Genomic DNA, 23,857 nt, shown 5'->3' with positions numbered 1-23,857 from the left:
GTCATCCACCCATATTCATTTGAATATTGTTATAATTTTCAAAAAACAGTACTTATTTTAACTGTATAAAAATTAAGTAAAATTAAATAAATAAGCCCCGCAATGCGGGGCTTATGATTTTCAGATGCGCTACGGTTATGCAGCAGCTTCAACCGGTTCCGGTGCCTGACCGGGAATATAATTGAGAACTGGGCCAAGCCAGCGTTCAACTTCCTCCACGCTCATGCCCTTGCGGGTGGCATAATCTTCGACCTGATCACGCTCGACCTTGGCAACGCCGAAATAATAGCTTTCGGGATGGCCGATATAAAGGCCAGACACCGACGAGCCCGGCCACATGGAATAGCTTTCCGTCAGTTCGACGCCGGTTTGCGCTGTTGCATCCAGAAGCTCGAACAAGGTCTTCTTTTCGGTGTGATCAGGCTGCGCCGGATAGCCCGGTGCCGGACGGATACCGGCATAACGCTCGTGGATCAGATCATCATTCGTAAGCTCCTCGCCCGGCGCATAGCCCCAGAACTCGTTGCGCACGCGCTGATGCATCAGTTCGGCAAAGGCTTCAGCGAAGCGGTCAGCCAGTGCCTTCACGAGAATGGATGAGTAATCGTCATTTGCGCGCTCAAAGCGTTCGGCGATTGCGACTTCCTCAATACCTGCGGTGACGACAAAGCCACCAACATAGTCCTGTTTGCCGCTATCGGCTGGTGCCACGAAATCCGACATAGCGACATTCGGGCGACCATCACGCTTGGACAATTGCTGGCGCAAGGTGAAAAAGGTAGCGAGTTCCTCTTTCCGACTTTCATTGGTGAAGAGACGAATATCGTCGCCCACGGTATTGGCAGGCCAGAAACCAATTATGCCACGCGGCGCAAACCACTTTTCTTCGATGATCTTCGCAAGCATGGCCTGTGCATCCGCCCAGAGCTGGCGTGCTGCTTCGCCCTGCTTTTCATCTTCGAGAATGGCTGGATAGCGCCCCTTCATCTCCCATGTCTGGAAGAAAGGCGTCCAGTCGATGTAACGCGCAATCTCGGCCAGATCATAGTTCTCAAAGGTCTTTGTGCCAAGAAATGTTGGCTTTGGCGGTGTGTAGGCGTCCCAGTCCAGCTTGTGGGCGTTTTCGCGCGCGCGAGCCAGAGGCAGACGCTTCTTTTCTGCCTCGTTGCGGGCATGCGCTGCCGCAACCTTGGCATATTCCTCACGAATGTCCTCGACATAAGCGCCCTTGTTTTCAGGCGACAACAGATTTGAAACAACACCCACGGCGCGACTGGCATCGATCACATAGACCGCCTGCCCCTTCTCATAGCGTGGATGAATTTTCACAGCCGTATGCACACGGCTGGTCGTCGCACCACCGATCAGAAGCGGCACATTAAAGCCTTCACGCTCCATTTCAGCCGCCACATGCACCATCTCGTCGAGCGACGGGGTGATGAGGCCGGAGAGGCCGATAACATCAACATTTTCAGCCTTCGCCGTATCCAGAATTTTTTGCGCTGGCACCATCACGCCAAGATCAATGATCTCGTAATTGTTACAGGCCAGCACCACGCCGACAATGTTCTTACCGATGTCATGTACGTCGCCCTTCACAGTTGCCATCAGCACCTTACCGGCACTTTGGCGACCTTCACCACCGCTCAGGCGCTTTTCTTCTTCCATATAGGGCAGAAGCACCGCCACAGCCTGTTTCATCACACGGGCAGACTTGACCACTTGCGGCAGGAACATCTTGCCCGAGCCGAACAGATCGCCGACCACATTCATGCCAGCCATCAACGGACCTTCGATGACATGCAGCGGACGCGCCGCCGACTTTCGGGCTTCTTCCGTGTCAGCTTCGATATATTCGGTAATACCGTTGACCAGTGCATGTTCAAGACGTTTCTCAACCGGCCATTCGCGCCAGCTCAAATCCTGCGCTTTCGCTTCTTTGGTGCCGCTGTCCCGGAAACGTTCCGCAATTTCGAGCAGCCGTTCGGTCGCATCATCGCGACGGTTCAGTACCACATCTTCGCAGGCTTCGCGCAGTTCCGGATCAATCGTGTCATAGACCGCCAACTGCCCGGCATTGACGATACCCATATCCATGCCAACCTGAATGGCATGATAAAGGAAGACAGCGTGCATCGCCTCACGCACCGGCTCGTTGCCGCGGAACGAGAAGGACAGATTTGAGACCCCACCCGAAATATGGACGTGCGGCAGTGTTTGGGTGATCCTGCGCGTGGCTTCGATGAAATCGACGCCATAATTATTGTGCTCGTCAATGCCCGTTGCGACGGCAAAGACGTTCGGATCGAAGATGATGTCTTCCGGCGGGAAGCCAACCTGCTCGGTCAGGATCTTGTAAGCGCGGGTACAGATTTCGACCTTGCGCTCTTCCGTGTCCGCTTGCCCCGTTTCGTCAAATGCCATGACGACAACTGCCGCACCATAAGCACGCACCAGCCGCGCATGATGCAGGAAGGCTTCTTCGCCTTCTTTGAGCGAAATCGAGTTGACGATCGGCTTGCCCTGAACACATTTCAGGCCAGCTTCGATCACATCCCACTTCGAGCTGTCGATCATCACCGGAACGCGCGCAATATCCGGCTCTGCCGCGATCAGATTGAGATATTCAACCATGATCTTCTGGCTGTCGATCAAACCTTCATCCATATTGATGTCGATGATCTGTGCGCCATTTTCCACCTGATCACGCGCCACATCCAGCGCTGTCGAATAATCACCAGCCTTGATGAGCTTACGGAAACGCGCGGAACCCGTGACATTGGTGCGCTCGCCGACATTGACGAAAGGAATATCCTTGGTCAGGGTGAAAGGCTCAAGACCCGACAGACGCATCAGCGGCGGCACCTTGACCGGCTTGCGCGGTGGATGCTTGGCAACAGCAGCTGCTATCGCACGGATATGTTCCGGCGTTGACCCACAGCAGCCGCCCACCACATTCACGAGACCTTCGCGCGCAAAGTCCTCAATCTGAGCTGCCATGGCTTCCGGGCTTTCGTCATACTGGCCGAACTCGTTTGGCAGGCCAGCATTGGGATAGGCGCAGACAAATGTATCGGCAATACCAGCGATTTCGGCCAAATGTTCGCGCATTGCATTCGCACCGAGCGCGCAATTCAACCCGATAGTGAAAGGCTTGGCATGACGCAGCGAATACCAAAACGCCGTTGGCGTCTGGCCGGAAAGCGTGCGGCCTGAAAGATCAGTGATCGTGCCGGAAATCATCACTGGCAGATGCACACCCTTTTCAATGAACACTTCTTCAGCCGCAAAGACAGCAGCCTTGGCGTTCAGCGTATCAAAGATCGTCTCGATGAGAATAATGTCGGCGCCACCATCGATCAGACCACGGATCTGGTCGGCATAGGCAATGCGCAGATCATCGAAGGTGACGGCACGATAACCGGGATTGTTGACATCCGGCGACAGCGAAGCGGTACGGTTTGTTGGGCCAAGTGCGCCGGCAACAAAACGGCGACGACCATCTTTCTGCTGTGCCCGGATTGCAGCGCGACGAGCCAAGCGCGCGCCATCACGGTTGAGCTCATAAACGGCATCTTCCATGCCGTAATCCGCCTGCGCAATCGTCGTCGACGAGAATGTGTTGGTTTCGAGAATGTCAGCTCCGGCCATAGCATAAGCATAATGAATTTCTTCAATTGCCTTTGGCTGGGTGAGCGTCAGAAGGTCGTTGTTGCCTTGAAGCTGGCAATCGCAGGAACCGAAACGCTCACCGCGAAAATGCTCTTCGTGAAAGCCCAAGCCTTGAATCTGCGTCCCCATAGCACCGTCAAGAATCAGAATCCGTTCACTTGCGGCTTTGGTGAGTGCTGCGAGCACTTCCGAACCGTCTGGCTTGACTGCCGTTGAACCAAAAAGATTATCGAGGGAAGACGTCATAGGGGATTACCGCCTGTGTTCTGATACGCTTCATCGCTACAGCAGAGCCCGAAATCCGCAAAGGACTTTCTGAAAAGACGATGCCTGGATTGCTTTATTGAATACACGCTGGGACGCTCTTGACGAGCGAACAGCGCACAAAGTCGATTTAATGACATAAACATATCTTTATGTCAATTCTGACGCCACTCGATTAATCGCAGCGCGCGTTTTCACTAAACTATTGCTGGTTTGAAGAAAAAGTGAGCTTTCAAAGCCACCGGCACGCCACAATGCAGGATCAAAATCGCACGAGGGACGTTGAGATAAGAATTCAGATAGGGAGACCCCAATGAAGAAATTAGCATCTTCCTTTTTCGCGGCGTGTCTATCACTTGGCCTAGGCGTGCCTGCCGTCACTGCAAGTGCCGATGCGGCACAGCCAGTCGCCCGTCTGGCAGCCACTGTCAGCCAGGGTGCACAGGCTCCGATCGAGACTGTTCAATATTACGACTATCGTGGAGACCGGGGCGGCTGGCGCCACCATCCGCCGCGTTATCGCGATGGCTACAGGCACTACCGACCACACCATCGGAATTGGGGCCCGCCGCCACGCTATCGTCATCACCCACCGCGCTATCGCCCTGCACCTGTCTACCGCGGAGGCGGGAATGCGCATGTGCGCTGGTGCTATAATCGCTATCGGTCATACCGGGCTTACGACAACACATTCCAGCCTAATTACGGCCCACGTCGCCAGTGCTACTCACCTTATATTTAAGCAAAAAGCCCCGGAAAACCGGGGCTTTTCATAAGAATATTTATGTCAAAGATCAGGTGACGAAAGCGCCGATGGAGGCTGCGACCAAGCCGATAGCCACGGCGATCATCACGCCATAGACGCGAGGCTTGTCGAAAAGTACGGCAAAAGCAGAAAACCAGCCCACCACCGCTGCACCCAGCGCAAAAAGAAATCCGGGCTTATCACCATGGTAAAGATTGGCTGCCATCAGCGCGCCGACAATCAGCGCACCAAAAACGATCATCAGCCCTGTGGCATAGCGTTCGTAATCGTCCATTTAAACTTCCTCGTTCCGATCACATGCAACATGCTCCGGAAGGTATCGCTCTGTCATTTGGCCATTTAAAGACATGAATCCTCGTCATGCCCATGGCGGTTGTTTCCACACAATCACTATTTGCTGCGTTCTTCAACCATTTCGCAACACCATCCGCAGCAATTGTTGCGAATTATGCTATATCGCTGTTTATGGATTCGACTGGTATCAACATATTCGAAACGCCTATCGGCCCTTGCGGGATTGCATGGGACACCGACAAGATTATCGGTGTGGAAATCGGCGACCTCGATGAAAGCGAAACACGTTATCGTCTGCGATCACGCTTTTCAGACGCGGACGAAGCCACGCCGCCCGCCTATGTTAGCGCAGCGATTGATAAGGTTCGCGCGCTTCTCGAGGGTGGAAATCCAGATTTTTCGCAAACACCGCTTGCGCTTGATCCGTTGCCGGAACTCAACCGGAAAGTCTATGAAATCCTTCTCGCTTTAAAAGCGGGCGAGACAATCACCTATGGCGCAATCGCACGCAGGCTTGGCGATGTCAGCCTTTCGCAGGCAGTGGGCTATGCACTGGGGAAAAACCCGTTTCCGATCATCGTGCCTTGCCATCGGGTCTTGGGTTCCAATGGCAAGGTTGGAGGTTTTTCGGCGGCGGGTGGTACAGCCACCAAGTTGCGGCTGCTGAATATTGAACGTGCGAGAACGTCAGCGGAGCCCGACTTGTTTGGTGGATTACCGTTGCAGGCTCCACCGGAGGCTGATTAGCTTTTGTCGGTCACGACATCTGCGGAAAAACGCAATTCACGCATCGGGCGCACATACTGGGTGGACGCATCATAGGTGGGATGGTTTTTGTATGCGAACAGCGCTTCTTCGTCCTTGAACTCAGCATAGACCACAAGATCAATCGCGTTGCCCATCGGGTCGACCTTGGAATTCGGCAGAACTTCAAACACGTCGGAATAAGGAATAGTACCCAACTGCTCCAAGCCCTTGCGGACGACATCGATGTCCTGATCGGGCTTGACGCTGAAGAAAACAATGTGGCGGATCACGTCTTGTCTCCAATGATTGATGCGGCGTATCTACCCTATCATCCATCGAAGCAAAACAGCTAAATACCTAAAAGCAATATTTAGACGGCCTTTACCCGCCGCCAGGCAAACCCGCCTTCCTGCTGAACCGAACCACGGCCGGGTTGATAATAGCCGGGCGTATCGACAAGACGCTGCTCGCCAAGGCGCGATTGCGCGAGTTTGTTGGTCACTTGCAGGCTGTCAAAACCTGTGCGCAGCATCAATGCCGCCTGATCAATCAGCACATCCCCCGTCGCCCGGAGTTCACCCGCAAAACCAGCACGACGCAGAACCTCGGCCTTAGAATAGGAGCGACCATCATTGAAGGCCGGAAACTCCAAAGCAATGACTGGCAGGTTTTCGAGATGATCCAACAGCGGATCAATTTTCTCACCCGGCGTCACCGAAACACCGATACGGCGATTGGAGGCGCGGCGCAGCTCCTCATCAAGCCCCAACCAGACAGCCAGCGGAATGATGATCGCGGGCGCATCACCTGCGGTTTCGAGATCATCGGCAAAAATATAATCGTCTTCACGAAAGCCCTGCTCGGACCAAAGTTTTGTTTCACTCATTTCTGGTCCAAAGCTCCATGATTTTTTAGACTATCAGCAAGTCCGCTCAGATGGATGCCGCATTCGGTCTTTTCCGATCCCGACCAGCGCCCGGCGCGCTGGTCTTCACCCTCGCTCACGGGTCGTGTGCAGGGCATGCAGCCAATTGAACGGTAGCCCTGCTCTGTGAGCGGATGGACAGGCAGATCGTGTTTTTGCGCATAGTTTCGCAAATCTTCCGCGCTCATACGCGCCAGCGGATTGATGCGAATGCGTGGGCCGACCGATTCAAAAACCGGCAATGCATTGCGGGTCGATGCCTGAAACTGCTTCCGACCGGTCATCCATGCACGATAAGGAGAAACAGCTCGCGCCATCGGCTCAACCTTGCGGATAAAGCAGCAGCGATCCTTGTCGGTCATCGACAAAGCACCAAACGGATCATCCGCTTTCACGCTGTCCTCAAGTGGCAAAATATCCTGCACGTCGAGAAGCCCCAGCCGGTCCACAAGATCATGCCGATAATCGAGCGTCGCGCGGAAATGCTTGCCTGTATCAAGAAACAAAACCGGCGTTGCTGGATCAATCCGAGAGATCATGTGCAGCAGCACAGCCGATTCAGCACCAAAGGACGAAACGACTGCAATCTGGCCATCAAAGAGTTCATGGGTGCTGAGCGCAATCACGTCCTGCGGAGAGGACGCGCCATGATTTCCCTCCAACAGCCGCGCCTGCGCGGCTGCGCGTTCATCGGCGTCAGGCTGCACGGTTCACCTCGCCATAAAGTGCCCTTTTGAAAGGCTCCATACCCACCCGGCGATAGGCGGCAATGAAACTTTCATCCGCATGCTCACGCAAGCCGAGATAGGTATCGACCACCGTTTCTATGGCATCGACCACTTCTTCAGACGAAAAGCCGCGTCCGGTAATGTCGCCGATGGATGTATATTCATCCGCCGAGCCGCCAAGCGTGATCTGATAGAGTTCCTCGCCCTTCTTTTCGACACCAAGAATACCAATGTGACCGACATGGTGATGGCCGCAGGCATTGATGCAGCCGGAAATCTTGATCTTGAGATCGCCAATTTCCAGCTGGCGCTGCTGATTGCCAAAGCGTTCAGAAATGCGCTGCGCGACCGGGATCGAACGCGCATTGGCAAGCGCGCAATAATCAAGGCCGGGGCATGCGATAATATCAGTGATCAGACCCGCATTGGCCGTCACCAGTCCGTCAGATTGAAGCAGGTCATAGACCGCCGGAAGATCGGCCTTGGCCACATGCGGCAGAACCAGATTCTGCTCATGGCTGACGCGGATTTCATCAGAAGAATAGGTTTGCGCAATATCCGCTACCAATTCCATCTGTTCAGCACTCGCATCGCCCGGAATACCGCCAATGGGTTTGAGCGAGATCGTCACGACCGCATAATCAGGATTCTTGTGCGGCGTCACATTGCGCTGCGTCCAGGCGGCAAAATCGGCATCAGCCTTCTGCGTGACAGCCAGAATTTCCCAGCCTTCGGGACGCTGCGGCAAATCCGGCATACGGAAATAGCTTTCAATCGCATCAATATCGCGCTGCGGCAGTTGCAGATCGCTGTAACGGATCTGTTCCCATTCAGCGTCAATCTCCTGCACCAGCGGCTCAATGCCAGTTTCATGAACGAGGATTTTAATACGCGCTTTGTATTTATTATCGCGGCGTCCATGGAGATTATAAACGCGGACAATCGCTGTCACATAGGTCAGCATGTCCTCAAGCGGCAGGAAGTCGCGGATTTTTTTGGCGACCATCGGCGTGCGCCCCTGCCCGCCGCCGATATAGACGGCAAGGCCTAGCTCGCCTGCTTCGTTCTTTTTCAGCTGCAAACCGATATCATGCACCTGAATGGCCGCACGATCGTGCTCTGAGCCAACAATCGCAATCTTGAATTTGCGCGGCAGATAAGAAAACTCGGGATGCAGCGACGACCACTGACGCAGAATTTCTGCCAGTGGGCGCGGATCGGCCACTTCATCAGCGGCCGCCCCTGCAAAGTGATCAGCGGTCACATTGCGAATGCAGTTGCCCGAAGTCTGAATGGCGTGCATTTCGACTTCGGCCAGTTCTTCAAGAATGCGTGGCACGTCTTTTAATGCTGGCCAGTTATACTGAACATTCTGACGCGTCGTGAAATGTGCAAAACCCCGATCATAGTCACGCGCAATAGAACCGAGCCTGCGCAACTGGCGGCTCGACAAAGTGCCATAAGGGATTGCGACACGCAGCATATAGGCATGCAATTGCAGATAAAGGCCATTCATCAAGCGCAACGGCTTGAACTGGTCTTCCGTCATTTCACCCGAAAGGCGGCGCTCAACCTGATCCTTGAACTGTGCAACGCGGGCCGCAACAAAATCGCGGTCAAATTCATCATAACGATACATGGTAATTTCCGATATTCAGATCAGGAGGCTTGCTTCACGCTTTTTTCACGCATGGCTTTATCCCAAAACCGGTTCCCACTTTTGGGAGCCATGCGGTTGACCAAGCGTAACGATGGTGGGGCCGGAGAGCCGGATGCGCTCGCGCAGGCGAATGGGATAGAGCCCTTCGTCACGCTCTTCGACATCAATCACATTCACATCGACCACCAGATTGGCTTTGGCAGCAACCTTGCCCGCGTCTTCAAGCGCCGCGACTGCTTCCGCATGACGCGCAACGAGCGCGCCATCAATCGTTTCCTGCCATGAACCATCAGCGCCAAGCCACACGGCCTGACCATCAATGAGCCGGTTTGCGGTGAGAACTTTTACAACCATTTTTCCAACCCCTGATTTAAGCGGCGACTGCAACGGGACGAACCGCCAGCGCTTGCGCTTTATCGATAGCGGCACCTGCAACAGCATCGCCGATGATGACCATGACCGGACCCGCAAGCTCTTTGCGCTCTTCCAGCGATGGCAGATCTTTCAATGTTCCATGAAACAGCTGCTTGTCCTTGCGGCTGGCATTTTCAACAACCGCGACAGCCGTATCTTCATGCAGACCCGCAGAAATCAGACGGCTTGCAACGGATGCAGCAACACTTGAGCCCATATAGACGGCGATTGTTGCGCCCGAGACGGCAAGCTTGGCCCAGCCCGGCAAGACATCTCCTGCCATGTCGTGACCTGTCGTGAACACCAGCGATGACGCCACGCCGCGCAGGGTCAGCGGCAGTTCCATATCGGCTGCGGCAGCGAAAGCAGAGGTGATGCCCGGCACGATTTCAAAACCGATACCCGCCGACCGCAGCGCCGCCATTTCTTCGCCCGCACGGCCAAAAACCAGCGGATCGCCTGCTTTCAGACGCACCACGCGCTTGCCTTCACGACCAAGGTTAACGAGGAGATCATTGATCTCGTTCTGGCTTTTGGAATGGCATCCCTTGCGCTTGCCGACCGACAGACGTTCTGCATCGCGACGGCCCATGGCGATAACGCCTTCTGGCACCAGTGCGTCATGCACGATCACATCAGCTTCCATCAGCACACGATGCGCACGCAGGGTCAGCAGATCTTCTGCACCCGGACCAGCGCCAACCAGCCAGACATAACCGGCAGCATTCTGCGGCTCTGCAATTAATGCATTTGCTGCCCTATCGGCTTCCTCGCGGTCGTCGTTTTCAATGCTACGGGCAACCGAACCAGAAAAGAAACCGCGCCAGAAACTGCGACGCGCCAAGCCCTTTGGAAGCAGCTTTTCAACCAGCGGGCGCCAGCTTTCGGCATAATGTGCAAGCTCACCAAGACGTGGTGAGAAAGCCGCATCAATACGCGCCCGCACCATCTGTGCTAGCACAGGCGCCGAACCTTCCGTGCCAATGGCAATTGCAATCGGTGCACGGTTAACGATAGCCGGTGTCAGAAAATCGCAGAGTGCTGGACGATCCACGACATTAACCGGAATTTTATGCGCTTTGGCCGATGCCGCGATCACACGATCCTGATCTTCATCACCCGTGGCAACAAAAACCAGCTTCGCACCGTCAAGATGTTTTGGTTCAAAAGCTTGCCGGATTTGCTCTGCACCATGGCTTTCGATGAAGCTCGCCAAGGCTGGCTCAAACTCTTCCGCAACGATGCGCAAACGAGCCGACGTCTGTGCCACGAGCCGCGCCTTGTTAAGCGCTTCCTCGCCGCCGCCAACAATAACCACCACCTCTCCCGAAACACGGAAGAAGGCAGGAAAATCAGAAAGAAGTCGTTGGGACGCGAGAGCCACAGCAGTATCCTTTTTAGAGCTGCTGGTATTATCCCCGGGCTGGTCAAAATTTATAAGAAACGGGCTTGCGCGCGCAAATCGCGCGGAGCATCACTTTTCCTCTAAAAAGGTATTTTGAGGATTTTAATTCCTCAAGTCGTCAAATTATATCCCATAATTTTTGTAGGGTTTACATCGACTTAGAGATAATTGCCGGAGGTAAAAAATGCTGGCACATGCTTCGGCCAGCGTCGTGGTAAGACAGCCACAAGATCAAACCGCAGCGATAATTGCGCGTAATCCTTCTGGCGTTGCAGCCACAAATCGGCGGCTGCCTCGATCCGGCGCATGGCTTGCGGGGTGACGGCAAGTTGTGCGGATTCCACACTGGTCCGCGCTTTCACTTCAACGATGAGAATGAGATTGCCGCGTCGGGCAATGAGATCGATTTCGCCTAGCCGCGTGCGATAGCGACGCGCGACGATACTATAACCTTTGAGCATCAGCGCAAAAGCCGCCAGACGTTCGGCGCTGTGTCCGCGAAAGAAAGCAAGTCGCTTTTTCTCGCGGAAATCACTCATCAGCCTTGCGCCTTCAACTGCATCAGACGCTGATAAAGCACTGACTTTTGCCCGCCGGTCATCTTTGCGGCCTCGCCTGCCGCCTTGGATGGAGACAATTCCTGCGAGAGTGAAAGCAGCAGCTTGTCGATGTCTTCTTCGCTTTGCGGTCCCGCCTCACCTGTTGGTGGACCAACGAGCAGCACGACCTCACCGCGAATACGATCTTCGCCATCAAATTGCTGTTTCAACTCGCCCAGAGTGGCGGTGACAATAGTTTCATAGGCCTTTGTCAGTTCGCGGCAAAGTGCTGCATCACGCGCATCGCCAAACACATCCGCCATATCGGCAAGCGTCGCGGCGGCACGATTGGGTGATTCATAGAACACCAGCGTTGCGTCGATATTCTTGAGGCTTTCGAGCTTGGAGGTTTTCTGGCCGTGTTTGACCGGCAGAAAGCCACAGAACATGAAAGCATCAGTCGGAAGGCCAGACGCTGCAAGCGCTGCAAGAAGTGCGGAAGCGCCCGGAACCGGCACAACGCGAATGCCTGCCTCGCGCGCTTCACCAACCAACCGGAAGCCCGGATCAGACACAAGCGGCGTGCCAGCATCGGAAACAAGTGCCACGCTTTTGCCAGATTGCAATGCGGCGATAAGCTTTGTGCCTGCCTCCGCAGCATTGTGCTCGTGGTAGCTGATCGGGCGGCGTGTAATGCCGTAGCGATCCAGCAAGACACGGGTCACGCGGGTATCTTCACAGGCAACAATGTCGGCACTCGCAAGCACTTCCAGCCCGCGCAGCGTCATGTCACCAAGATTGCCAATCGGGGTCGAGACGATATAGAGCGCGGGTTCAATCGGGCGCGCACGCTGGGCGGTGCCACCGACAACAAATTCGCGTTTCTGCTCGTCCAAAAATTCGCTCATCTAAATTCCTTCTTTACGCATGTCGTTATCGGATCGTAGCGGGAATAAGAAATCAGTCCAGTGGACTGATTTCCCCGCGAAGGCGGTTCCCACTTTTCCGCGACATGCGCTAAGCAGCCAGATCGGCCACGAGTGCATCAAGCACCAGCGAACCATCCGGCGTTGCACGGATGAAAGTACCATCCATCTTTTCAATCATGCCTGATGCAATCAGCCGTTCAAGGCGCTTGCGATCAATATCATGTCCCGTCAGCCGCTGATAACGCGCAAGATCGATGCCTTCGCGCAACCGCAGCCCCATCATCAGGAATTCATCGCCTTCCTGATTGCCATTGAGATATTCTTCTTCAATGATGCCGTGACCGTTGGTCTCGACCTTTTCGAGCCATGTTTCCGGATGCTTTTCGGTCATTGTAACCGTGCGCGTGCCGTTCTCAACAAAACGCCCATGCGCACCGGGACCGATGCCAACATATTGCCCATAACGCCAGTAAACCAGATTGTGCTGGGACTCGCGCCCCGGCACCGCATGGTTTGAAATCTCATAAGCAGGCAGGCCATGCTCCGTCGTGATCTTTTGCGTTTCTTCATAAAGAGCTGCCGCATGATCCGGCTCTGGCGTAGTCAACTTTCCAGCCTTCCAGAGATTATAGAACTGCGTGCCTTCTTCAATCGTTAGCTGATAGAGCGACAGGTGATCAGCAGCCAAATCAATGGCTTCTTTCAGCTCTTCGCGCCATGCCTCAATCGTCTGGTCGGGCCGCGCATAGATCAAATCAAACGATAACCGTGGGAATATCTCACGCGCCAGCCGGATTGCGGCCTTGGCCTCATCGACCGAATGCATGCGTCCGAGACGACGCAGATCAGGGGCGTTCAGCGCCTGAATGCCGAGCGAGACGCGATTAACACCCGCCGCGCGATAGCCGCGAAAACGATCTGCTTCCACGCTTGTCGGATTGGCTTCCAGCGTCACTTCAATATCAGGAGCAACCGACCAGCGCGCGGCAATGCCATCCAGCAGACTGCCAACTGTCGACGGCTGCATCAGCGATGGCGTGCCGCCGCCCAAAAAGATACTCGTGACAGTACGCGAACCTGTGCGCTCACGCAGCGTATCCATCTCGCGATTAAAGGCGGCCGCAAAGCGATCCTGATCAACCGGTTGATGACGTACATGGCTGTTGAAGTCGCAATAGGGGCATTTGGCCAAACAAAACGGCCAATGCACATAAACACCAAACGCGGTTTCTCCGTCCGCGCGTGCAATCGGCAAAATATCAGCGGATGGAGAAAAGTGATGGTTCATTCGAGCTCATCCGAAACAACACCAAGCGCCTTTTCAGCAAACAGCTTGAAAGCACGCGCACGATGCGAAAGTGCGGACGCATCGCCCGGCTTCCAGCCGTGCTTTTCGTCAGCGGTCATTTCGCCAAAGGTCTTTTCATAGCCGTCCGGCTTGAAAACCGGATCATAACCAAAACCAATATCACCGCGCGGAGGCCAGATCAGCGTGCCTTCCACTTCACCGCGATAATATTGAGCTTCGCCATCCGGCCATGCGAGGCAGATGACCGAAACAAAACGCGCCTTACGCTGGTCCGGGGTGGTTGCACCCTTTTCCTGCAAAAGATCTTCAACCTTCTGCATCGCCATGCCGAAATCACGCGTGCCGTCTTCGGTCTCTGCCCAATCAGCCGTGTAAACGCCCGGATCGCCGTCCAGTGCATCAACCATCAGGCCGGAATCATCAGACAGAGATGGCAGACCGGTTGCCTTCGCCGCAGCGAATGCTTTGATGTAAGCGTTTTCCTCGAACGTCGTTCCGGTTTCTTCCGGTTCCGGCAAGCCAAGAGCCGCAACAGAACTGACCTCAAAGCCAAAGGGCGCAATCAGTCCATCGAACTCGCGCAATTTTCCTGCATTGTGCGATGCGACGATCAGTTTGCCTTTTTCAAGGTGTCTCATTTCAGTTCTACCTTTTTACGCATGATCTTATGCGAAAACCGGTACCCACTTTTCGGGATCATGCTTTAGCTCCAAAGTTTCGGCTCGGCGAATTCCAGCGAGTTGCCAGAAGGATCGCGAAAATAAATCGAACGCGCACCATTCGGCCATTCGAAATCAGCCTCGACAGCAATGTTGTGCTTTTCGAGATAGCTGCGCCAATCATCAATTTCATGATGTGTGGCAGCAAAACAGATATGTCCGGGACCCGCAGCCCCATGTGGTGGCACCGGCAGCGACCCCGGCAGAGGTGGTTTTAGCGTTTCTTCCGCTTTGAACAACAGCAAGATGCCGTCACCACAGCGGAAGAATGCATTGCGTTCGCTCACCTTGCCCACCGGCTCAAGCCCGATAATGTCGCGATAAAACGCAATCGCTTCAGCAACATCACGAACATAGAGCGCGGTTTCAAGAATGCGGGTTGCCTGCATCGTCTAGCCTCTCACAAACAGGAGAAGCCCCAAACTATCAGGCAAATGCTGCCTTCTGCAACTCGACGAGCTGTTGAATGCCGCTGCGGGCAAGCTTCATGAGAGCCGCAAACTCTTCTTCCGAGAATGGCGCACCTTCAGCCGTGCCCTGAATTTCGACAATGCCGCCCTTGCCGGTCATCACGAAATTGCTGTCGGTTTCAGCAGCCGAATCTTCAGCATAGTCAAGATCAAGCACAGGCTGGCCTTCATAGATACCGCACGAAATGGCCGCGATATGGTCTTTGAGCACTTTTTCGATGCGGATCATCTGACGTGCTTCCATCCAGCGCAGGCAATCATGCAAGGCGACAAAACCACCGGTAATCGCAGCCGTCCGTGTGCCGCCATCAGCCTGAATGACATCGCAGTCAACCGTGATCTGGTATTCGCCCAATGCCTGAAGGTCGACGACAGCGCGCAGCGAGCGGCCGATCAGACGCTGGATTTCCTGCGTGCGGCCACCCTGCTTGCCGGCTGCTGCTTCGCGGCGCATACGGTCGCCGGTCGAGCGTGGCAGCATGCCATACTCCGCTGTGACCCAGCCTTTGCCGGAATTGCGCATCCAGCCCGGAACCTTTTCCTCTAAGCTTGCGGTGCAAAGGACATGGGTGTCACCGAACTTTACGAGGCATGAGCCTTCTGCATGTTTGGAGACGCCGCGCTCGAAAGAGACGGCACGCATTTCATCAGCAGCGCGCTTGGATGGACGCATTGTATTTCCTCAATTCGTTTTTCGTTGCGGCTTTTTAGGCTTGTCGTGCAGGAATGGAAAGGAATTTCGCATGATCCTTCAAGAGAGATGTTGAGAGAACTGTCATTATTGGCGCAAAGCCTTTGACGCCTTGGGTTGTGCGCTTATATTTATAGCATGCAATTCAGAGGCTTCGCTCTAAGACCATGATCAAATCACCGGAACATCAGCTGCTTAATTCGCTCGACCAGCGGTCACGCGATATTTTCCGACTGATTGTTGACAGCTATCTCAATGATGGTGATCCGGTCGGCTCCCGCAATCTATCGCGCCTGTTGCCGCACAGTCTTTCCCCTGCGACCATCCGCAATGTGATGAGCGATCTGGAGCAACTCGGTCTCATTTATGCTCCGCATATTTCTGCAGGGCGTCTGCCAACGCAGATAGGGCTTCGTTTCTTCGTCGATGCTTTTATGGAAGTGGGCGATCTGCGCGCTGATGAACGCACATCGATTGAAGCACAGGTGCGCTCGGCGGGGATGAACAATTCGGTCGAAAGCGTTTTGACAGAAGCCAGCCAGGTTCTGTCTGGCCTATCGCGCGGCGCGGGCCTTGTGCTTGCCACCAAAACAGAGGGTGCGCTTAAGCATATCGAATTTGTGCGTCTTGAACCCACCCGCGCATTGGCAGTTCTCGTCATGCAGAATGGCGATGTGGAAAACCGCGTTATCAATCTGCCAGTCGGAATTTCTGCGTCGCAGTTGGTGGAAGCATCGAACTTTCTCAATGCGCATATTCACGGGCATACGCTTTCGGAAGCAAAATCGGAACTCGAAAAGCTTTCGCAAGAAACCAGACAGGAACTCGATCAGCTTTCGCAAGAACTGGTGGAGCAAGGCATCGCCGTCTGGAGTGGCGCGGGGTCTGACCAACCCGCGCGTTTGATTGTTCGTGGCCGCGCCAATCTTCTTGAAAACATTCATGCTCAGGAAGATATTGAACGCCTGCGTCATCTGTTTGATGATCTCGAAACAAAAGACGGCATGATTCAGCTGCTTGATCTGGCTGAATCGGGTTCGGGCGTGCGAATCTTTATCGGTTCGGAAAACAAATTGTTCTCTCTCTCAGGCTCTTCTCTGGTAGTGGCGCCCTATCGCGATAGTGAACAGCGCGTTGTTGGTGCGCTTGGCGTGATCGGGCCGACCCGACTTAACTATGCGCGCATCGTGCCGATGGTCGATTACACGGCGCAAATTGTATCGCGATTGTTGCGTTAAGTTGTAAGACTTAACAAGGCTAACAAATTAGACCTTGATTTTAGCGCCGCGAAACTCGATATCCGGCTCAAACACACTTCAAGACGGAAGACACAAAATGGCTGATGAAAAAAACACACCGGAAACCCCCGATCTTGAGCAGCGCGATATCAACAATCCTCGTGATCGTGATGCGCTGAAGCGTGCTGCCGACGATTTTCTGAAAAACCGCAAAGCGGAAGCACGCGCTGAGGTCGAAGAAGAGAATGTTGACGCGGAGAACCTCGCTGCCAACACCATTGCTGCGCTTGAGGCAGACAATGCAGAACTGAAAGACCAGATGTTGCGTCTGGTTGCTGAAATGGAAAACCTGCGCAAGCGCACACAGCGCGATGTGCAGGACGCACGCAGCTATGCAGTTACCAATTTTGCCCGTGACATGCTGTTGGTGTCCGACAATTTGCGCCGTGCACAGGATGCGATCCCTGCGGATGCACTGGAAAGTGACGCAAATCTGAAATCACTCGCCGAAGGCGTGGAAATGACCGAGCGCGCGATGCTGCAGGCATTGGAACGCCACGGCGTAACGAAGCTCGAACCTGAAGGCCAGAAGTTCGATCCGAACTTCCATCAGGCGATGTTTGAAGTTCCGAATCCGGAGCTTCCAAACAACACCGTTGTTCAGGTTGTTCAGGCGGGCTTTGCGATTGGTGATCGCGTGCTGCGCCCTGCGATGGTTGGTGTTTCCAAGGGTGGTCCAAAGGTTGCTGCGGATGCGGCACCTGAAGGAAACGCCGAATAAGCAGGCACTTCATTTTAAACATCGGAGAAAGAGCAGCGAGACGCCTCGCCGCTCTTTCTTTTTGTGTTTATTTCTCGAATATTGGCTCAAAAGAAGCCGGGAGGCCAGCGCGTGACGGTCTTTGATTTTGCAAATTTTGCAGGCGTTTTTGTCTTCGCGGCGACTGGGGCGCTTGCCGCCTCGCGCCGTCAGCTTGACATTATCGGCTTCATCTTCCTTGCAAATATAACCGGCATCGGTGGAGGAACCATTCGTGATCTGCTTCTTGGCGCACCGGTTTTCTGGGTGATCGAGCCGTTTTATCTGCTGGCAGGAACATCAGCCGCAATCTTCGTCTATTTTACAGCGCATCTGGTTGAATCGCGTTACCGGCTGCTGCTCTGGTTTGATGCTATCGGCATGTCCGCCTATACGGTCGTTGGCGCAGCAAAAGGCCTGACACTCGGTTTCGGACCGTCGGTTGCCATTGTCACCGGCATCTTCACCGCAACACTTGGCGGTATTTTGCGCGATATGGTCGCGGGTGAACCATCCGTACTGATGCGGCGTGAAATCTATGTCAGCGCGGCCCTTGCCGGCGCATGTCTCTATGTGATCCTGGAGCGGTTCGGAATCGATCCCATTTATGCCGGAATTGCATCCGCACTGACTGCCTTCGTCGTGCGTGGCGGTGCGCTTTATTTCGGCTGGAACCTGCCCGTTTATAAAAGTCGTCCCGGTCGCACCGAGGAAGAACTCAAGCGCGACCGGATTGTACCCTGATTAAATGAGCTTGGCCTGTGTTGCCACAGCCTTGAGGTCAATCAGCGGACGCGGCCCCATCTGCTGGATAATCATGCCAGCCGCGAGTGAACCAAGACGTGCGCAATCCTCGAGCGAACGATCCTTCGTATAGCCATAAAGGAATCCTGCGGCATAGAGATCGCCAGCGCCGGTGGTATCAATCAGTTCTTCAATCTCGATAGCAGGCACTTCAATTGTCTGCTCGGGCGTTACAACGACCGCGCCTTTTTCAGATCGTGTGACAATCGACAATTCACAATCCTTGCGGATCGCTTCGATTGCTTCATCAAGCGTCTTTGTCTGATACAGCGACTTGGCTTCGTCTTCATTAGCAAAAACAATATCGACCGTGCGGCTGCGCATCAGATCAAGAAATTCTTCACGATAGCGATCAACACAGAACGGATCAGAAAGGGTCATCGCGACCTTGCGGCCATGTTCATGCGCAATCTTGGAAGCGAGAACGATTGCTTCCTTGGCGCGTGGCGGATCCCAGAGGTAGCCTTCAAAATAGGTTACGCGTGCATCAGAAACTTTGGAACTCTCGACGTCTTCCGGCCCGAGCTCAACACAGGCACCAAGATAGGTGTTCATCGAACGCTCGCCATCGCCGGTTACGAAAATCATCGAACGCGCGGTTGGAGTCCCTTTTTCAAGTGGGCGTGTATCGAAGGCAACACCCTGTGCGCGAATGTCATGCGCAAAAACCCGGCCAAGATGATCTGTAGCGACCTTGCCAAAATAGGCAGATCGCCCGCCAAGGCTTGCAATGCCCGCAGCCGTATTGCCTGCGCTTCCGCCCGACATTTCCGTAACCTGACCGTTGATGCGGCTATAGAGCAGTTCTGCCCGATCGCCATCAATCAGGTTCATGGCGCCTTTGATGATGCCATTTGTTTCAAGAAATGCATCGTCGGTGCGCGAAATAATATCGACAATGGCATTGCCAATGCAAAGTACGTCGAATGTAGCCATGAGCTGGTCTGGACTCCCCTTTGATCAGCTGCCAGTTTTCATCAGTCACTCGGTGACGAAGCTGGCGGCAGAAATATCGGGGTCGGTTTAACGCTTTGTCAGTGCTTTGACCACCCACTTAGACTTTTGGACTGTGGGTTTGGGATATTGTGCAGCGCATTGCGCTTTACTATTTTTACGTCATGAGATTGCGAAAAGTGGACAAAAAATGATCCTTGAAGCGGCATTAAAAGCTCTAAAACGTCTTCCAACACCGGAATTCCGCTCAGTTTTGTGGAAAACGCTCGGTCTGACGCTCTTGCTGCTGATCGGTCTATGGGTCGCAATTCGTCAATTATTTTTTACCTTCGCATGGCCGTGGATGGAGCAGATCCTGCCCGGTATGCCCGGATGGGCTGGCTGGCTTGGAATTGTGGCCGCTATCGTTGCAGGCTTGGGACTCGCACTCGTGCTCGCGCTGATGATTGCGCCCGTCACAGCGCTAGTGGCGGGTATTTTTCTCGATGACGTTGCCGATGTAGTCGAGAGCGAGGATTATCCGGGCGAGCCTAAAGGAACAGCCTTACCACTTGGGCGCTCCATCGTAGCATCGCTCAAATTTTTAGGCGTCGTCATCCTCGGCAATATCATAGCGCTGTTTTTGCTGTTCATACCGGGGATCAATCTGATCGCCTTTTTTGTGATCAACGCCTATTTGCTTAGCCGGGAGTTCTTTGAATTTGCCGCGATGCGCTATCGCTCAGAAGCAGAAGCGAAGGCGCTACGCTCGCAATATAGTGTCACGATATTTACTGCAGGACTTGTGATTGCTGGCTTCTTGGCAATCCCGATCATCAATCTGCTCACACCGCTCTTTGCGGCTGCGATGATGATTCATCTGCACAAAGCGATTTCGCAGCGTGAAGTTCTAAAACTGCGGCGGTAGCGGAATAAGCGCTGCCGGAACATCACAGGTTTTGCCCGGATACTTACAAATATCGGCGACAACGCATTTCTCGCATTCTGGCTTACGCGCCTTGCAGGTATAGCGCCCATGCAGAATGAGCCAGTGATGCGCGTGGAACAGATATTCCTTTGGGATCACCCGCATCAGAATGGCTTCCACAGCCTCCGGCGTTTTTCCTGGTGCAAGTCCCATGCGATTGCCGATACGTAAAACATGCGTATCGACAGCCATCGTGGAATGCCCAAACGCCATACTCAAAACCACATTGGCCGTTTTGCGGCCAACGCCTGGTAATTTCACCAGAGCATCGAGATCATCCGGCACTTCACCATCATGCTCGCGGATCAGTGCTTCTGACAAAAGAATAACGTTTTTAGCCTTGTTGCGCCAAAGTCCAATTGTGCGGATATAGTTGCCGACCGCCTCCTCGCCCAGCGCAAGCATCTTTTGCGGCGTGTCGGCAATCGCAAAAAGTGCACGGGTCGCTTTGTTGACGCCTGCATCGGTTGCCTGTGCCGACAGAGCCACTGCGACCAGCAACGTGAAAGCATTCACATGCTCAAGTTCGCCCTTCGGCTCAGGTCGCAATATCGAAAAGCGACGGAAAATCTCGTGAATCTCATCGGCCGTATAAAGCGTGCCAGCCACCCGGCGCGGACGACGAGCGGGTGTTGCAACATTCACGGGGGATTTGATTTTGGCGTTTTCCATTTTGTCTCTATACTGGCACTTGGCTTTGGAAAAAACTTAGCAGCTTGACGCAGCCCCCCACAGGACGTCGACCCCATGCAACATCCAGACGGCGCAAATCCGGATAATTTTGACAGACCAATTTTCAGTGCACTGCTGACGCCCTATCGCTCTCTGGGGCGAACGGGTTTTCGCCTGCTGATGAGCGCGCTGATCCTATGCTGGCTTTTTGTGTGTATCCTGTTCTGGTCAATCGGCGCTTGGCCAATCGTCGGATTTTTCGGCCTGGATGTGCTGGCAATTTATTTGGCCTTTCGCTGGAACTATCGATCAGCCAATGCACGGGAAGAAATATCCGTCTCCCGTTTAGCGCTGCATATCCGCAAATATGAGCCTTCCGGCAAAATGATTGCGCATGAGTTTCACCCCTTCTGGTCGCGGTTCAGGATTGCCCGCAAACCAGAATTCGGCATCACGTCGATGCATGTCGAAAGCCGCGAGAAGCGTGTTCCTATTGGTGGTTTTCTCAATCCCGATGATCGTGAAAGCTTCGCAACCGCTTTTCGTGATGCACTGGCACAGTCCAGAAGATAGGCTTTCCACATCTTTTGCCAGCTTTTTCCTCCAGCATCACTGATTTACGATCTAAAGATAGACTGAGGAAAGGAATCGAAATTCGGCTCTTGAAGTCGGGCTTTTCACAAGCCATATCAGTTGAGTGAAAGATACGCCGCAAGGGTGCTTTCCATAACGGTCGCTTCAATAAGGACTGATGCAATGACACGAATGACACCGTTTTCGAGCCCGTTACTGCTCGGATTCGACACGATGGAAAAGACGCTGGAACGAATTGCCAAATCCGGCGAAGGCTACCCGCCCTATAATATCGAGCGCCTGCGCGGCGAGACCGGTTCTGAACGCCTGCGTATCACGCTGGCGGTTGCGGGCTTTGCCAGCGACGATCTCGAAGTCATGACGGAAGACAACCAGCTTGTTATCCGCGGACGCCAGACCGACGACACCGAACGCGAATTTCTGCACCGCGGCATCGCTGCCCGACAGTTTCAGCGCGTGTTCGTTTTGGCGGATGGAATGCGGGTTGTGGCATGCGATCTGAAAAACGGTCTACTGGCGATTGATCTTGATAGACCTGAGCCAGAACGGCTGATCAAACGGATTCATATAGCAGTGAAAGACTAAATCCGGTTCAGACTGGGTTCACGCTGAGACCGCTATAAAGAATTATTAAGCTCTTAAGCGCCATGATCGCAAATGATATGCCGCTAGAACGGAGGCTACGATGATGAACAGACATATTCTTACTGATCATGAATTCGCGCATCTGGGTGAAGGCGAACTAGCCTATGTGCGCAAGATCAGGTCCGACGACCTCTCCCGCTCTTTCCCTGCGCTGCCACCGATTGCTCCGGGTTTAGAAATCTGGGCGCTGTTTGGCGCGAGCGGTGAGCCGATTGTGCTCTCCGATGTCCGAGCCACAGCTCTTCAGGGGGCACAGGAACACGAACTGCGGACAGTCACTTTGCAGTAGACCTGCCGAAGCGGCAACTTTAGTTATAAGAAAACCGCCGTTCTCCCGGAACGGCGGTTTTTTTAAATTCAAGATTCGTCAAACTCAGGCCGCGCTGGTGGCTGGCTGTGCTTTAAGAAATGAATAAAGCGCCTGCGCGTCATGTGTGCCGCGCAGCTTGGCCACTGTATCGGCATCGCGCAACATACGTGCGATGCGGGACAGGGCTTTCAGGTGGTCAGCGCCCGCGTTTTCCGGTGCCAAAAGCAGGAAAACGAGATCAACAGGCTGATCGTCCAGTGCTTCAAAATCCACTGGCGTTTCAAGGCGCGCAAAAATTCCGGCAATCTTATCAATACTCGCCAGCTTACCGTGTGGAATGGCGATACCATTACCAACGCCAGTCGAACCAAGGCGTTCGCGCTGGAGAATTGTTTCAAAAACTTCACGCTCAGGGAGACCGGTCAGTTCCGCAGCCTTTTCAGACAGAATCTGCAAAAGCTGCTTTTTGGAGCTGGCTTTCAACGCAGGGATAATCGCCCCTGGCTGAATCAGATCACTAAGATCCATTCTCTCCGTTCCTTCTTCAATCAAGCCATTTAAGGCCCGGTTTAGGGAAGCGCACGACAGCATCTACTGCGTGCGCTTCTGGTTTGCCGTCAGGCGCGTGGCGCGGACTGGCGGGTTACCGTTGACGGATCAACCCAGCCAATGTTTCCGTCCGCACGACGGTAGACGATATTAACTTCATCATTGCCTGCATTGCGGAACACGAGAACCGGATTTTCAATCAGGTCGAGTTCCACAACCGCCGACGCGACCGAGAGGGTGCGAAGAGCGACAGACGATTCCGCAACAATAGTTGGCGCGTAATCCACCGGAAGGTCCTCCTCTTCTTCCGACAGCGGTGCCATAACACGATATGCCACATCATCATAGATCGCATTTGGTGCAGTGGCAGGACGCGATTTCAGCCGGCGCTTGTAACGGCGCAACCGGGTTTCAATCTTGTCAGCCGCAGCATCGAACGCCAGTTGCGGGTCCTGTGCATCTCCGGTGCTCTGAAGAGTGGCACCACTATCAAGATGCAAAGTGCAATCTGCGCTGTAGCGCGATCCGGACTTGGTGACCGTTACCTGCCCGGAAAAGCCATGATCAAAATACTTGCCGACCGCATCATTAACCCGGTCAACGATCCGAGTCGTAAAAGCTTCGCCGACGTCCATATGCTTTCCAGATACACGCAGAGTCATTTGGTACACCTCATTTGCGTTACACAACAGGACGTAGTCTAACCACATGGTGAGCGAAGCGCAAAGCGAACCAGCATCAATTTTGCTTTTCGTCCTGTGCTTATTTTAGCCTCGTTTCACATATTCCAGAT

At 53.9% G+C, this 23,857-nt stretch carries 27 protein-coding genes; 9 read left to right on the top strand and 18 right to left on the bottom strand.

Annotated elements, in window-relative coordinates; all coding sequences use genetic code 11:
- Nucleotides 1-135: 135 nt before the first annotated feature.
- Nucleotides 136-3,918 carry a methionine synthase gene (gene metH / locus U2P60_RS10810; RefSeq protein ID WP_413572604.1) on the bottom strand — a complete coding sequence of 1,261 codons (3,783 nt, stop codon included), beginning with the start codon at nt 3,916-3,918 and terminating at the stop codon, nt 136-138.
- A 331-nt stretch (nt 3,919-4,249) separates the two neighbouring features.
- Between metH and U2P60_RS10805 the strand changes: the two genes are divergently transcribed.
- Complete coding sequence (locus U2P60_RS10805; protein ID WP_413572602.1) at nt 4,250-4,678, top strand: BA14K family protein; 429 nt, start codon at nt 4,250-4,252, stop codon at nt 4,676-4,678.
- Between the two features lie 52 nt (nt 4,679-4,730).
- On the opposite strand, the gene U2P60_RS10800 is transcribed toward U2P60_RS10805, so the two are convergent.
- Entirely contained in the window at nt 4,731-4,976 is a 246-nt protein-coding gene (locus tag U2P60_RS10800) for a hypothetical protein (RefSeq protein ID WP_007873334.1), read from the bottom strand.
- 191 nt (nt 4,977-5,167) lie between these two features.
- On the opposite strand from U2P60_RS10800, the gene U2P60_RS10795 reads away from it, so the two are divergent.
- Nucleotides 5,168-5,743: a methylated-DNA--[protein]-cysteine S-methyltransferase gene (locus tag U2P60_RS10795; RefSeq protein WP_413573758.1), complete on the top strand. Its 576-nt coding sequence runs from the start codon at nt 5,168-5,170 to the stop codon at nt 5,741-5,743.
- Here U2P60_RS10795 and U2P60_RS10790 read toward each other — a convergent pair.
- From U2P60_RS10790 to rph, 12 genes are all read right to left on the bottom strand, one after another.
- A complete protein-coding gene (locus tag U2P60_RS10790; RefSeq protein WP_313827824.1) occupies nt 5,740-6,033 on the bottom strand; it encodes a Dabb family protein in 294 nt (97 codons plus the stop codon). The genes U2P60_RS10795 and U2P60_RS10790 overlap by 4 nt on opposite strands.
- 80 nt (nt 6,034-6,113) lie before the next feature.
- Entirely contained in the window at nt 6,114-6,629 is a 516-nt protein-coding gene (locus U2P60_RS10785) for a DUF934 domain-containing protein (RefSeq protein WP_413572600.1), read from the bottom strand.
- Entirely contained in the window at nt 6,626-7,375 is a 750-nt protein-coding gene (locus U2P60_RS10780) for a phosphoadenylyl-sulfate reductase (protein ID WP_413572599.1), read from the bottom strand. The genes U2P60_RS10785 and U2P60_RS10780 overlap by 4 nt, the downstream gene beginning before the upstream one ends.
- A complete protein-coding gene (locus U2P60_RS10775) occupies nt 7,365-9,035 on the bottom strand; it encodes a nitrite/sulfite reductase (protein ID WP_413572598.1) in 1,671 nt (556 codons plus the stop codon). Before U2P60_RS10775 ends, U2P60_RS10780 begins: the two co-directional genes overlap by 11 nt.
- Before the next feature lie 57 nt (nt 9,036-9,092).
- Entirely contained in the window at nt 9,093-9,410 is a 318-nt protein-coding gene (locus U2P60_RS10770) for a DUF2849 domain-containing protein (protein ID WP_413572597.1), read from the bottom strand.
- 16 nt (nt 9,411-9,426) lie between these two features.
- Entirely contained in the window at nt 9,427-10,854 is a 1,428-nt protein-coding gene (gene cysG / locus U2P60_RS10765) for a siroheme synthase CysG (protein ID WP_413572594.1), read from the bottom strand.
- Nucleotides 10,855-11,033: 179 nt separating this feature from the next.
- Complete coding sequence (locus U2P60_RS10760) at nt 11,034-11,414, bottom strand: YraN family protein (protein ID WP_413572593.1); 381 nt, start codon at nt 11,412-11,414, stop codon at nt 11,034-11,036.
- Nucleotides 11,414-12,322 carry a 16S rRNA (cytidine(1402)-2'-O)-methyltransferase gene (rsmI, locus tag U2P60_RS10755; RefSeq protein ID WP_413572591.1) on the bottom strand — a complete coding sequence of 303 codons (909 nt, stop codon included), beginning with the start codon at nt 12,320-12,322 and terminating at the stop codon, nt 11,414-11,416. Before rsmI ends, U2P60_RS10760 begins: the two co-directional genes overlap by 1 nt.
- A 109-nt stretch (nt 12,323-12,431) precedes the next feature.
- The gene (gene hemW / locus U2P60_RS10750) at nt 12,432-13,631 is read right to left on the bottom strand and encodes a radical SAM family heme chaperone HemW (RefSeq protein ID WP_413572590.1); all 1,200 of its coding nucleotides are present in this window, start codon (nt 13,629-13,631) and stop codon (nt 12,432-12,434) included.
- A complete protein-coding gene (gene rdgB, locus U2P60_RS10745; protein ID WP_413572588.1) occupies nt 13,628-14,290 on the bottom strand; it encodes an RdgB/HAM1 family non-canonical purine NTP pyrophosphatase in 663 nt (220 codons plus the stop codon). The genes hemW and rdgB overlap by 4 nt, the downstream gene beginning before the upstream one ends.
- A gap of 65 nt (nt 14,291-14,355) precedes the next feature.
- Entirely contained in the window at nt 14,356-14,760 is a 405-nt protein-coding gene (locus U2P60_RS10740; RefSeq protein ID WP_413572585.1) for a VOC family protein, read from the bottom strand.
- Nucleotides 14,761-14,797: 37 nt separating this feature from the next.
- Nucleotides 14,798-15,514, bottom strand: coding sequence for a ribonuclease PH (gene rph, locus U2P60_RS10735; protein WP_313827813.1), 717 nt, complete (start codon nt 15,512-15,514; stop codon nt 14,798-14,800).
- A gap of 185 nt (nt 15,515-15,699) precedes the next feature.
- Between rph and hrcA the strand changes: the two genes are divergently transcribed.
- From hrcA to U2P60_RS10720, 3 genes are all read left to right on the top strand, one after another.
- Nucleotides 15,700-16,770 carry a heat-inducible transcriptional repressor HrcA gene (gene hrcA / locus U2P60_RS10730; RefSeq protein ID WP_313827812.1) on the top strand — a complete coding sequence of 357 codons (1,071 nt, stop codon included), beginning with the start codon at nt 15,700-15,702 and terminating at the stop codon, nt 16,768-16,770.
- 97 nt (nt 16,771-16,867) lie between these two features.
- Nucleotides 16,868-17,551 (top strand): nucleotide exchange factor GrpE, encoded by a 684-nt coding sequence (gene grpE / locus U2P60_RS10725; protein ID WP_413572583.1) that lies wholly within the window; start codon nt 16,868-16,870, stop codon nt 17,549-17,551.
- Between the two features lie 111 nt (nt 17,552-17,662).
- Nucleotides 17,663-18,313 (top strand): trimeric intracellular cation channel family protein, encoded by a 651-nt coding sequence (locus U2P60_RS10720; RefSeq protein WP_413572581.1) that lies wholly within the window; start codon nt 17,663-17,665, stop codon nt 18,311-18,313.
- Here the strand turns inward: U2P60_RS10720 and U2P60_RS10715 are convergent, their stop codons facing one another.
- Nucleotides 18,314-19,309, bottom strand: coding sequence for an adenosine kinase (locus U2P60_RS10715; protein WP_413572579.1), 996 nt, complete (start codon nt 19,307-19,309; stop codon nt 18,314-18,316).
- 208 nt (nt 19,310-19,517) lie between these two features.
- Here U2P60_RS10715 and U2P60_RS10710 point away from each other — a divergent pair, with 208 nt between their 5' ends.
- The gene (locus U2P60_RS10710) at nt 19,518-20,234 is read left to right on the top strand and encodes a sulfate transporter family protein (protein WP_413572578.1); all 717 of its coding nucleotides are present in this window, start codon (nt 19,518-19,520) and stop codon (nt 20,232-20,234) included.
- On the opposite strand, the gene nth is transcribed toward U2P60_RS10710, so the two are convergent.
- Nucleotides 20,217-20,966, bottom strand: coding sequence for an endonuclease III (gene nth / locus U2P60_RS10705; protein WP_413572576.1), 750 nt, complete (start codon nt 20,964-20,966; stop codon nt 20,217-20,219). The two genes, U2P60_RS10710 and nth, sit on opposite strands and share 18 nt — an antisense overlap.
- Before the next feature lie 75 nt (nt 20,967-21,041).
- Here nth and U2P60_RS10700 point away from each other — a divergent pair, with 75 nt between their 5' ends.
- From U2P60_RS10700 to U2P60_RS10690, 3 genes are all read left to right on the top strand, one after another.
- Nucleotides 21,042-21,539: a DUF2244 domain-containing protein gene (locus tag U2P60_RS10700; protein ID WP_413572573.1), complete on the top strand. Its 498-nt coding sequence runs from the start codon at nt 21,042-21,044 to the stop codon at nt 21,537-21,539.
- Between the two features lie 183 nt (nt 21,540-21,722).
- Complete coding sequence (locus U2P60_RS10695; RefSeq protein ID WP_313827805.1) at nt 21,723-22,145, top strand: Hsp20 family protein; 423 nt, start codon at nt 21,723-21,725, stop codon at nt 22,143-22,145.
- A gap of 103 nt (nt 22,146-22,248) precedes the next feature.
- A complete protein-coding gene (locus tag U2P60_RS10690; protein WP_413573757.1) occupies nt 22,249-22,494 on the top strand; it encodes a DUF1150 family protein in 246 nt (81 codons plus the stop codon).
- A gap of 84 nt (nt 22,495-22,578) precedes the next feature.
- Here U2P60_RS10690 and ptsN read toward each other — a convergent pair whose 3' ends face one another.
- Both ptsN and hpf read right to left on the bottom strand, forming a co-directional pair.
- Entirely contained in the window at nt 22,579-23,043 is a 465-nt protein-coding gene (ptsN, locus tag U2P60_RS10685; RefSeq protein ID WP_313827804.1) for a PTS IIA-like nitrogen regulatory protein PtsN, read from the bottom strand.
- 89 nt (nt 23,044-23,132) lie between these two features.
- Nucleotides 23,133-23,726, bottom strand: coding sequence for a ribosome hibernation-promoting factor, HPF/YfiA family (gene hpf, locus U2P60_RS10680; protein WP_313827803.1), 594 nt, complete (start codon nt 23,724-23,726; stop codon nt 23,133-23,135).
- Between the last annotated feature and the right edge of the window lie 131 nt (nt 23,727-23,857).

This window comes from Brucella sp. H1_1004, assembly GCF_047308065.1.
Classification (GTDB): Bacteria; Pseudomonadota; Alphaproteobacteria; order Rhizobiales; family Rhizobiaceae; genus Brucella; species Brucella pseudogrignonensis_B.
Note: the sequence above shows the minus strand (reverse complement) of the source record. Positions and strands in the feature narration are given on the sequence as shown.

Bases quoted from the DNA above. Each gene is read 5' to 3' on its own strand.
- U2P60_RS10775 (WP_413572598.1), bottom strand. From the start codon at position 9,035: ATGTATCGTTATGATGAATTTGACCGCGATTTTGTTGCGGCCCGCGTT.
- U2P60_RS10695 (WP_313827805.1), top strand. From the start codon at position 21,723: ATGACACGAATGACACCGTTTTCGAGCCCGTTACTGCTCGGATTCGAC.
- U2P60_RS10800 (WP_007873334.1), bottom strand. From the start codon at position 4,976: ATGGACGATTACGAACGCTATGCCACAGGGCTGATGATCGTTTTTGGT.
- U2P60_RS10770 (WP_413572597.1), bottom strand. From the start codon at position 9,410: ATGGTTGTAAAAGTTCTCACCGCAAACCGGCTCATTGATGGTCAGGCC.
- U2P60_RS10715 (WP_413572579.1), bottom strand. From the start codon at position 19,309: ATGGCTACATTCGACGTACTTTGCATTGGCAATGCCATTGTCGATATT.
- U2P60_RS10690 (WP_413573757.1), top strand. From the start codon at position 22,249: ATGAACAGACATATTCTTACTGATCATGAATTCGCGCATCTGGGTGAA.
- rph (WP_313827813.1), bottom strand. From the start codon at position 15,514: ATGCGTCCATCCAAGCGCGCTGCTGATGAAATGCGTGCCGTCTCTTTC.
- U2P60_RS10700 (WP_413572573.1), top strand. From the start codon at position 21,042: ATGCAACATCCAGACGGCGCAAATCCGGATAATTTTGACAGACCAATT.
- U2P60_RS10805 (WP_413572602.1), top strand. From the start codon at position 4,250: ATGAAGAAATTAGCATCTTCCTTTTTCGCGGCGTGTCTATCACTTGGC.
- rdgB (WP_413572588.1), bottom strand. From the start codon at position 14,290: ATGAGACACCTTGAAAAAGGCAAACTGATCGTCGCATCGCACAATGCA.
- hemW (WP_413572590.1), bottom strand. From the start codon at position 13,631: ATGAACCATCACTTTTCTCCATCCGCTGATATTTTGCCGATTGCACGC.
- U2P60_RS10795 (WP_413573758.1), top strand. From the start codon at position 5,168: ATGGATTCGACTGGTATCAACATATTCGAAACGCCTATCGGCCCTTGC.
- U2P60_RS10785 (WP_413572600.1), bottom strand. From the start codon at position 6,629: ATGAGTGAAACAAAACTTTGGTCCGAGCAGGGCTTTCGTGAAGACGAT.
- ptsN (WP_313827804.1), bottom strand. From the start codon at position 23,043: ATGGATCTTAGTGATCTGATTCAGCCAGGGGCGATTATCCCTGCGTTG.
- U2P60_RS10710 (WP_413572578.1), top strand. From the start codon at position 19,518: ATGATCCTTGAAGCGGCATTAAAAGCTCTAAAACGTCTTCCAACACCG.
- U2P60_RS10740 (WP_413572585.1), bottom strand. From the start codon at position 14,760: ATGCAGGCAACCCGCATTCTTGAAACCGCGCTCTATGTTCGTGATGTT.
- nth (WP_413572576.1), bottom strand. From the start codon at position 20,966: ATGGAAAACGCCAAAATCAAATCCCCCGTGAATGTTGCAACACCCGCT.
- rsmI (WP_413572591.1), bottom strand. From the start codon at position 12,322: ATGAGCGAATTTTTGGACGAGCAGAAACGCGAATTTGTTGTCGGTGGC.
- U2P60_RS10760 (WP_413572593.1), bottom strand. From the start codon at position 11,414: ATGAGTGATTTCCGCGAGAAAAAGCGACTTGCTTTCTTTCGCGGACAC.
- hrcA (WP_313827812.1), top strand. From the start codon at position 15,700: ATGATCAAATCACCGGAACATCAGCTGCTTAATTCGCTCGACCAGCGG.
- grpE (WP_413572583.1), top strand. From the start codon at position 16,868: ATGGCTGATGAAAAAAACACACCGGAAACCCCCGATCTTGAGCAGCGC.
- hpf (WP_313827803.1), bottom strand. From the start codon at position 23,726: ATGACTCTGCGTGTATCTGGAAAGCATATGGACGTCGGCGAAGCTTTT.
- metH (WP_413572604.1), bottom strand. From the start codon at position 3,918: ATGACGTCTTCCCTCGATAATCTTTTTGGTTCAACGGCAGTCAAGCCA.